The organism is Streptomyces sp. MUSC 14, from assembly GCF_001866675.1.
Taxonomy (GTDB): Bacteria; Actinomycetota; Actinomycetes; order Streptomycetales; family Streptomycetaceae; genus Streptomyces.
The window spans coordinates 1-8,681 of the sequence record NZ_MLYN01000105.1; the positions used below are offsets into that span (position 1 = coordinate 1).

At 67.0% G+C, this 8,681-nt stretch carries 9 protein-coding genes and 2 pseudogenes; 9 read left to right on the forward strand and 2 right to left on the reverse strand.

Going from position 1 to position 8,681, the window contains the following annotated elements; translation table 11 throughout:
* The first annotated feature begins 182 nt into the window (after positions 1-182).
* Positions 183-1,055, forward strand: a complete 873-nt coding sequence (locus BIV25_RS44820) for an NAD(P)H-binding protein (RefSeq protein WP_071378373.1) — start codon at positions 183-185, stop codon at positions 1,053-1,055.
* A gap of 5 nt (positions 1,056-1,060) precedes the next feature.
* Here BIV25_RS44820 and BIV25_RS50075 read toward each other — a convergent pair.
* Positions 1,061-1,184 (reverse strand): annotated as a pseudogene (locus BIV25_RS50075) (IS5/IS1182 family transposase); the annotation flags it as partial.
* Between the two features lie 534 nt (positions 1,185-1,718).
* On the opposite strand from BIV25_RS50075, the gene BIV25_RS44825 reads away from it, so the two are divergent.
* From BIV25_RS44825 to BIV25_RS51880, 3 genes are all read left to right on the forward strand, one after another.
* Entirely contained in the window at positions 1,719-2,726 is a 1,008-nt protein-coding gene (locus BIV25_RS44825) for a NucA/NucB deoxyribonuclease domain-containing protein (RefSeq protein WP_071378366.1), read from the forward strand.
* 15 nt (positions 2,727-2,741) lie between these two features.
* Positions 2,742-3,356 (forward strand): hypothetical protein, encoded by a 615-nt coding sequence (locus BIV25_RS44830; protein ID WP_071378367.1) that lies wholly within the window; start codon positions 2,742-2,744, stop codon positions 3,354-3,356.
* 629 nt (positions 3,357-3,985) lie between these two features.
* On the forward strand, positions 3,986-4,126 hold the full coding sequence (locus BIV25_RS51880) for a hypothetical protein (RefSeq protein ID WP_177235652.1): 141 nt from the start codon (positions 3,986-3,988) through the stop codon (positions 4,124-4,126).
* 69 nt (positions 4,127-4,195) lie between these two features.
* Here BIV25_RS51880 and BIV25_RS44835 read toward each other — a convergent pair.
* A pseudogene (locus BIV25_RS44835) lies at positions 4,196-5,018 on the reverse strand (DUF5753 domain-containing protein).
* A gap of 85 nt (positions 5,019-5,103) precedes the next feature.
* Between BIV25_RS44835 and BIV25_RS48785 the strand changes: the two are divergent.
* The 5 genes from BIV25_RS48785 to BIV25_RS44865 form a co-directional block, all read left to right on the forward strand.
* Positions 5,104-5,912 (forward strand): IS5 family transposase gene (locus BIV25_RS48785; RefSeq protein WP_107486716.1). Its coding sequence is split into 2 segments (ribosomal slippage): positions 5,104-5,443 and positions 5,443-5,912, totalling 810 coding nucleotides; the frame shifts between segments, so codons are not numbered across the junction.
* A gap of 68 nt (positions 5,913-5,980) precedes the next feature.
* On the forward strand, positions 5,981-6,325 hold the full coding sequence (locus BIV25_RS44850) for a hypothetical protein (RefSeq protein ID WP_071378369.1): 345 nt from the start codon (positions 5,981-5,983) through the stop codon (positions 6,323-6,325).
* Positions 6,322-6,648: a hypothetical protein gene (locus BIV25_RS44855; protein WP_071378370.1), complete on the forward strand. Its 327-nt coding sequence runs from the start codon at positions 6,322-6,324 to the stop codon at positions 6,646-6,648. The genes BIV25_RS44850 and BIV25_RS44855 overlap by 4 nt, the downstream gene beginning before the upstream one ends.
* Positions 6,649-7,148: 500 nt before the next feature.
* Positions 7,149-7,751: a hypothetical protein gene (locus BIV25_RS44860; protein WP_071378371.1), complete on the forward strand. Its 603-nt coding sequence runs from the start codon at positions 7,149-7,151 to the stop codon at positions 7,749-7,751.
* 162 nt (positions 7,752-7,913) lie between these two features.
* On the forward strand, positions 7,914-8,681 hold a 768-nt coding region (locus BIV25_RS44865; RefSeq protein WP_143076825.1), incomplete at its 3' end, for an IS5 family transposase.

The following is an 8,681-nucleotide window of genomic DNA, read 5'->3' on the forward strand; positions in this document are numbered from 1 at the left end:
GCACGGCTACACCACTTCATGGGACGCGATCAGACTGGAGCTGCTTCCTCACTGCCTGCCATCCTCGCCGCGTGGCCGACAGCCTGTCGTTGGACAACTGCGTTGGTCGGTCGGCTCAACGTGGGACGGGACTGTCCTCTCGTGCTGAGGGCCCCCTGAACATGACGATCAGAAGGAGCATCTTGGCGATCTTGGTGACCGGAGCCACTGGCAATGTCGGCCAGAACGTGGTCCGGCAACTCGTTGAGGCCGGCGAGGAGGTTCGGGCTCTGACCCGCAGCCCACGCACGGCGGGGTTCCCGGTAGGCGTGCGCGTAGTTGCGGGGGATCTCATGCAATCGCAATCGCTCGCCGACGCGTTGAAGGGCGTCGACCGGATGTATCTCTTCCCAGTCGCCGAAACGGCACGGGAAGTGGTTGCCTTGACACGGCAAGCTGGCGTGCGCCGCGTTGTGGTGCTGTCCTCCGGGGCTGTCACGACAGGCTTCGACAGGGACTTCCACTTGCCGGTCGAACAGGCCGTAGAGGCGTCGGGCCTTCAGTGGACTCACGTGCGCCCCGGCGAGTTCGCGATGAACAAGCTGGCCTTGTGGGGCCCGTCCATCCGTGCCGACGGCGTGGTGCGCGACCCCAACCCCGACGCGGCCTGGTGCCCGGTGCACGAGCAGGACATCGCCGATGTTGCAGCCCTTGCTCTGCTGGAAGACGGACACTGCGGACGGGCGTACACCCTCAACGGCCCCGAAATACTGTTGCATCGTCGACAGGTTGAACTCATCGCCGAGGCCATCGGGAGCCCGATCCGTTTTGAAGTCGTGAGCCGGGACGAGGCACGGGAGAGCTACCGCAAGCAAGGAGGCTTCGCGGCGGCGAACGCGGATTTCCTGCTCGGTTTCGAGGACTATTCGGGCGGCGAGACAGACCTGCAGGCACTCCAGGAATTCGATCCGACGGCGACTGGCCCGGTACCCACGGCCGAGGAGGCGACCGGGGTCCCGGCTCGCACCTTCGCCCAGTGGGCACGCGACCATGCCCGGGAGTTCCTCCCGGACTGACGGATTCATGCGGCGGACCGGAGCTTTCGAAGGCAGATGATGCTGCACGCCAGGGCCGACAACCCACGGTGGAGGTCGGCGCGGCGTTCGTAGCGGACACCGGGGCCGTTTGAACTGGTGCAGCCAGGCGGTCGGGTCGGCCGCGCGGCGAGGTGCTCACCGGTACTCGCGTTCACCGCCCTCGGCCACAGCTTGGACGGCAGGGCCCTGCCTGCGCTTTCTGGGCTCGCTGTGCACTGCGGCACCGGAATCCCCCTCCTCACTGTGCAACCTGACACTCCACACGATGCGTTGCCGGTCTTTACGGTTTGGCCCTGCACCAGTCTTTGGCATGCACAGCGAACCGACCGCAGGGGGTAAGCGAATCGTCCAAGTAGTCGCCGCCACGGGCGCGTCGTTCGCACTCAGTACTCCGCCGCACGTCGGCCGGCGGAACCCAGAACGCCGCCCGCCCCGCCGGCAGCGGCCCCTCCATCAGCTCGATGCCCTCCCGGCGAGCAACGCCTACCGCTCCCTGCGCGGAGGTGCTGTTCGTGATCACAACACGAAATCAGCCAAAAGGCAGTAGATCAGCACTCTTTGACCAATATCCGCTACGTCGCCCGGTGCCACACCCCCGCAACCGGCGGGAACCCAGCGCCAGGCGAAGGAGGAAAAGACCACGTGAACACCACGCTCAGACGCGCCCTCGCCGCAGGAGCAGCAGCACTCGGACTTCTGGCCACCGGCATATCAGGAGCCCAGGCAGCCCCCGCCGAGCGGACCGTCAGCGTCCACGCCTCCGCCGTGCGGACCGTGGAACGCCCCGAGTCCACCGCGCAGGCAGACTGCACGGTCGGCAATCTCGTCGTGACCCGCTATGCCTCCTGCGAGGGGCGCTCCGTCCCCATCGAGCTCCTCTCCAACGGCCAGGTCGTCGGTGGAGGGACGTTCAACCTCTGGATCATCCAAAGGTTCGACCGCAAATCACTGAACTGGACCGAGCAGGTCTCGATCACCGACCCGGTCCTCACCCCCAACGCCCAGGATCTGGCCGTGTCCGTGTCCGCCTCCTCGCCGGGCAACCAGATCAAGATCATCTACCCGCAGGGCCACGTACTCGGAACACCCTCACAGGGACAGGTACTCGGCACCTTCAGCCTGCTCAGGCAGGCCGCCCGCGCGGAGGACACCACCTACACCTTCACCGTCAGCAAGCCCGGCGTCGCACCCGGCTCCTTCAACGCCACCACCGTCCGCTACCGGTGCGACAACACCTTCAAGGGCATGCGGGCCGGATGCGTCATCCCCAGCGTGAGAACCAAAGTCAGCATGACGAACTTCCGGTACATCTCGGGGGGCATCCGCGCCCTGCGCCAGAGGGGCGGCTACTGGGGCGACCCGAACAGCGGCGTTCCGCTGACCTGGCTGGGATCCTGGATCCGGCAGCGGCACTGGGACGAGGTCTGCAAGGGCAAGGCCCCCACCCCCGCTGAGCGCCGCGCCGGACGCACATCCTGCGACGAGTACCCCTTCGCCTCCACCGCCCAAGGCGGTACCACACTGCCCGCCAGCCAGCGGGAGATCACCTTCGTCCCACCCCGCGAGAACAACCAGCAGGGCGGCGAGATCCAGCGCTGGCTGAAAGCCTGGCGCATCCTGTCTGGGGACCAGTTCTACGTGGTCGCCTGAATAGGAAGGAAACCGGTGTACGACGACATCTCCGAGGAAGACGACCCGTTCGAGCGGGTGACCAGCATCATGGCCGCCGACCAGAACTGCATGCCCCTGGTACGGACGTTCATCGCGGACGACGCGGCCTTTGCGGCTCTCCTGGACGAGCTGAGGATCCCGGACGAGTACGGCAACGTTGCTGCCGTCTCACTGGTGGAGGACCCCCGGTACGCGGCGGCGACCGTGGAGAGCCTTACGGCAGAGGTCGTGCGGGACTACGAGGGGCAGCCACTGTTCAGTGAAGTCCTCGTAGCCGACGAGCGCTGCCTGATCGACCCGTCGTTCCCTCTGCTGGCCCTCAACCTCCTCCAGGACGCCGGACATCAGCAGTTCCGAATCGCCGCTTCCGAGCTTTCCGCCTTCTACGCGAACATGTCCATCGGCAACATGGACTTCGACGAGTGGGCGCGGGAGGCCGGGGAAGACGGGGTCTTCCGGGGATTCCGGGGAGACGACGGAATGCCTGTCAGCCGAGACCAGCGCGCCGCCCCGCCGTCCTGCCCCGATGCCGGCTGGTCTGCGCCGATCGTTTCGACTCCCGTTGAACCGTTGAGCGTGACTCTGGAATGGACAGGCGAGCAGGACTGAGCGTCCCAGGCATGACGGTGGCCCGGCACCCTAGGGGAGTGCCGGGCCACTTCTATGGAAGCCGGCTTCACCACCGGGCCGGCGGGTGCTCTCGGCAGTGACACGGGATGGTGGTCAGACGGGCTCGCGGTTGAGCTGCTGGACGCTGTGGACGGTCAACGGGGCGAGTCGTCGCCAGGCCAGGGCGGTGCTGGTGAAAAGCAGCGGCGCTTGAAGCCCTCGGGATCCCGGTAGAGGCGCCGTCCGGGAGTGCTGCGGGGACGCCAAGGGCCTGCGGTACGCCGATCCGTCGGCCGTCGAGGACGATGCGTTGGGCGTCCCTGAGTCGGTTTCGGGGAGGGGTTGAGGTTTCGCCTCACCTCGAAACCGGGTCTCTCCCCTGATATCAGGTCTGAGCTGGGAAGTTTCGGGTTTTGAGGTGGCCCATGACCCCGTTGGCGGTCTCTATGGGCGTTCCGGCAGTGCGAACCGGCCCGACCACTGGCCGAAGGGATGGACATGTGAGACGCGCGGCCATCTGCCTGGCGACGACCACACCGGCGAATCGCGAAGGGTTCTTGGAGCCCCACGTTTCGGCGCCGTCCCTGGACCGTAGTGGGCGAAGGAACCACCTTTGAAGGCGAGGACTCATGACCGGCTCCAGCAACACCGTCGAGGCCTGCGGCTGCGGCGGCTACCGCGTCATCACCCCGGCCCGTCCTGGCACCGAGCCGAAGACCGTCCACCACGACGCCGACGGCAACGAGGCGCCCTGCCCCAACAACCGCTGATCGAGGCGCGCATGACTGCGGCCTCGCTCTCCCCCGACGGGAGGGCGAGGCCGCTTCGTCGTATGCGGGTCAGCGCGTGTTCAGCGACCGCCGAGCGCCGTTGATGATGTTCTGGGCATCGGGCCCGTACACCGCGGACTCCCGGAGTGTCTTCCACGTCCGCAAGTACGTGTCGACGCTGGTGTCGTCATCGATCCACAGCTCGGCATGCCAGTTCTCCACGATGACCTGACGATCGTCGTACAGCCAAAAGGCGGTCGCAGGCGGAATCTTCAGCCACGCGGACAAGGGGATGATCCCCAGTTCCACGGTGTCGAGCCCGACGACGCCGGCAAGGCGATCGAGCTGGGCGGCGAGGACCGAGGGCGGGCACACCAGGGCGTGCAACGCGGCTTCCCAGAGGACGAGGTGGAACCGCTTCGTAGAGTCGTACAGCAGCTCTTGCCGCTTCATCCGGGAGCGGACCGCCTCTTCGGTGTCACGCGGCGAGCGTTGCAGGTCTGCGTACCTGGTGAAGATCGACCGCGCGTAGTCGGGGGTCTGCAGGATCCCGAAGATCATGGATGATTCCCAGCCGCGGAACCGTGAGGCGTCCGCGTGGGCGGTCAGGTGGGTGTCCTGCACCGCCTTGTGCCCCGAGGCAAGCTGGCGTCGCCACGACCGGATGTGGGACTCGAACCCGCGGAGCCTGGCCAGGAGCTCGTCATACGCCTCGGGCTGGCCTGTCGCTGCAACCCAGAGCTGAAGGTCATCGGGTGTGGGGGTCTGCCTGCCGTTCTCCAGGCGGCTGACCTTGGACTTGTGCGGTGAGCCGGCCACCAGGGGCTGAGAGGCGGAGTTCGCGAAGGCGCGCCCCAAGGGCTTCTCGTGCCTGCTGGTAGTCCGTACTCACCGGTGCGCCCCTCTTACTGATCGTTTCAAAATGAGTTGAGCTGTGGGTCTTGTGCTCGGCGATCTTGGTCGGCAAGGTGTTCGGGGTGCGTGCTGATCTTGTTCCGGATGACCTGTGGGAGCGGGTGGCTCCGCTGCTGCCGCCCGCTCCCGAAAGGCGCCACCGCTACCCGGGTCGACTGCGTGTTCCCGACCGGGCGGCCCTCGCGGGCGTCATGTACGTGCTGCGGACCGGTGTCGCCTGGCGTGATGTCCCGGCCGAGACCGTGGGCTGCTCCGGTGTGACGGCCTGGCGCCGACTGCGGGACTGGACCGAGGCCGGCGTCTGGCCACGTCTGCATGCCGCCTTGCTGACCGAACTACGCCGCGCTGACCTTCTGGACCTGGACGACTGCGCCGTGGACGGGTCGCATGTCCGGGCCCTGAAAGGGGGGATCACGTCGGCCCCTCGCCCGCCGACCGCGCCCGTCCCGGCTCCAGGCACCATCTGATCGTCGACCGTCACGGCACCCCGCTCGTCGTCACGCTCACCGGCGGGAACCGACATGACGTCACCCAGTTGCTGCGGCTGCTTGACGCGGTCCCAGCGATTCGGGGCCTGCGGGGACGCCCCCGCCGCAAGCCCCGGCGCCTGTACGCCGATCGGGGCTACGACTTCGACAAGTACCGCCGCCTGCTGTGGAAGCGCGGAATCAAGCCGATGATCGCCCGACGCGGCGTCGCACACGGCTCCGGACTGGGCAAGGTGCGCTGGGTGGTCGAGCGCGCCTTCGCCTGGCTGCACCAGTTCAAGCGGCTCCGCATCCGCTACGAACGACGCGCGGATCTCCACCAGGGCCTGCTCGAACTGGCCTGCAGCCTCATATGCCTTCGCCGCCTGCGGACCGCATTCTGAAACGATCAGTTAGTTCAATCCAGCAGGCATCGCCCCCGCCTGTCAGTGCTGATCGCCATCATGGGGATATGAGCGACCCGAACCTGACCACCGGCAGTATCTGGCGGCTCCACCGCGGCGGCCAGGAGATTGCCCGGCTGACCGTGACCGGCGCCGATATGCCCTGGACGTACGCAAGAGTCCACACCCTTCCTGGCTTTGATGAGTTCCGTCCCCTCTTCAGGGAGCAGGAGCGGGCTGCCGACGAGGAGGACTGGGAGCGGGCCGACGCCTGCTACGCCCAGATCCGCAGTGCGCTCACCCTGACGTTTCCCGACGGCCGCCCGGTCGCCGAGTTCATGCTGGACATCCACGACGACGGCACCGCTGGCTGGCGATGGCACGACGAGCCCTTCGAGGCGGTGAACCCGTGACGACCTGGGTTCGCTGCTTCTGGGACGAGGAAGCCGTCTGGTTCTACTTCGAGTTGGACACCGATGGCTATGTGATCCGGCAAGTCGAGTTGCAGGAGCCCGGAAACAAGGTCCTGGCTGCTGCCTCGCTGGCCGAGTGGCAAGGAGCCGAGAGAAACGGTCGGTCAGCTGAATACGAGAGCGTCTACGGTCTGACCGCGGAACTACCCGTCTCCGAGTGGGAAGGGCACGACCCGCAGTCGTTGTCGGCCGATGAGTTCGAGATCGTTTGGTCGACCGCCCGCGGTGAGCTTCAGGATCGTCAGCGGCGGCCCTCCTCCTGAGCACGTCCACTGCTGCGGCTTCCGACCAGGAAACTGCCATCTTCAATGCGAAACCGGCCGACAGGCGTCTCGCCGGCCTGACAAGGTCCTGCTCCGGCGGCATCACCGTCGCCATGATCCATGGGACGCGCAAACCGTGCCGCCCACGCGTCTTCGCGGCGCCCTGTTGCTGCACCCCGCCAGTCGCGGTTGAACCTGTCGCCCCGCAGGCCAACGGTTTCGCCCCTGCAAGTCTCATGTGACGGGACACCCGGAACCCCGCGAAGGGTTGGGGCCTCTACTCGTCAAGCGCGAAGCGACAGGCAGCCGACTGTGGTTCGGAAGCCGAGACGCTCACCTGGCGGTAAGGAGGCGCACCCGTCGCCAATGAGTGCGCTGTCCGCTGTGCGTTCGCCCGTGGCGTTGTCACTGGTGACTGCGATGATCGCCACGGCTGGCGTGAGCGCGCCGGCATCGCGAACCGGGGTGGTCGAATGAATACATGGCAGGAGCTCTCAGCTGTGGTGGAGAAGCGGCTGAAGGCGGCGTCCTCCGGCGAGCGTGGCGTTTTCGCCGCTGGTGTCGCGGAGCGGCTCATGAGCTGGCATGAGGCACTGCCTGCGGATGAGCAGGCTCCGTTCACTGTGAGCCTGCGGCCGCTTCTGAACTCCGTGTGGGAGGGCGTTCTTGGTGACCCAACGGCCTTTTCGGCAGTCAAACGCGGTGTCGCCGAGTACATGCTCAGCGAGTACTGTCACAACGACGGCCAGGACGGGCCGGATGACGCGGACGAGTCCGCCGCAGCCGCGGCGTTGTATGCCGCGCACGCCTACCTGTTCGGCTGCCAGGAATTCGCCGTCTGGACCAGCAGTCGGGCGGTGGAGGCCATTGACCATCGACTCCAGTACCTGGCTGAGGAAGAGGGAGACGAAGATCTTCCCGACCCGGACGAGGCACTAGCCGCTGAGTTGCAGCGGCAGCTACGGGATCTCGACCTCATCGCACGCTACTCAGCAGAGCTTCGCCACTCCGGCCTGGGACTGGCCGTCGACACATCGAGTCGGCTCCGCGTCGAGCTCCGCGCGCCTCTCTCCAGCCAGCCTCTGGGAGTGGGGTGTGGCTGACCAAGCAGGCGTGGTCTCAGACGCCATCCGCTTACCGCTGGGCAGGCTTGATCAGTCGAACACGATTCCTGTTCGGGTGATCTCTCGGTGGTCGGGGCATAACGGCAGAGCCTCCTGGTAGCTCGGGGTTGCGATCCCAACCGAGCAGCACCAGGAGGCCCTGTGTCGCAGTCTGTCGCGTTTGCGTCCGTGGAGTCCAACGCGCCGTCTCCGGCGTGTGACTGTCTCGCGCACAGGTTCGGCAACGCGGCGGACGGGCCGGACCGCGCCCCGTGTTACGGCTCCGACCTGACGGAGGCCGAATGGCAGGTCATCCGGCCGCTGCTGCCGGTCCCCGCGTGGCTTCAGGGGCGGGGCGGACGACCGGAGGGCTATTGCCACCGCGTCATGCTGGACGCGGTCCGCTACGTCGTCGACAACGGCGTCAAGTGGGTCAACCTGCCCTGCGACTTCCCGTCGTATCGGCGGGTGCACGCGTTCGCCCGACGCTGGCAGGTGACGGGCCTGCTCACCGAACTCCACGACCGGCTGCGTGACAACGTCCGCCAGAAGGAAGGCCGTTCGCCGGACCCGACGGCCGCCATCGTGGACTCGCAGTCACTGCGGGCGGCGACAAACATCCCGCGCTCGACGTCCGGGTGGGACGGCGGGAAGAAAGTGGGTGGCCGCAAGCGGCACCTGGTCGTGGACTGCCTCGGCCTGGTCCTGGCCGTCGCAGTGACCGCGGCGAGCGTGCAGGACCGCGACGCCGCCGTCCCGCTGCTCGAGCGGCTGCGCACCATGTACTTCTCCATCCGCCTCGTCTGGGCGGACGGCGGTTATGCCGGTCGGCTCGTCGACTGGGCGGCCGAGAAACTCCAGCTCGCCCTTGAGATCGTCAAACGCACCGACGACACCAGCGGGTTCGTGGTGCTGCCGCGCAGGTGGGTG

Bases quoted from the DNA above. Each gene is read 5' to 3' on its own strand.
- BIV25_RS51880 (WP_177235652.1), top strand. From the start codon at position 3,986: ATGACCGGCTCCAGCAACACCGTCGAGGCCTGCGGCTGCGGCGGCTAC.
- BIV25_RS44850 (WP_071378369.1), top strand. From the start codon at position 5,981: ATGAGCGACCCGAACCTGACCACCGGCAGTATCTGGCGGCTCCACCGC.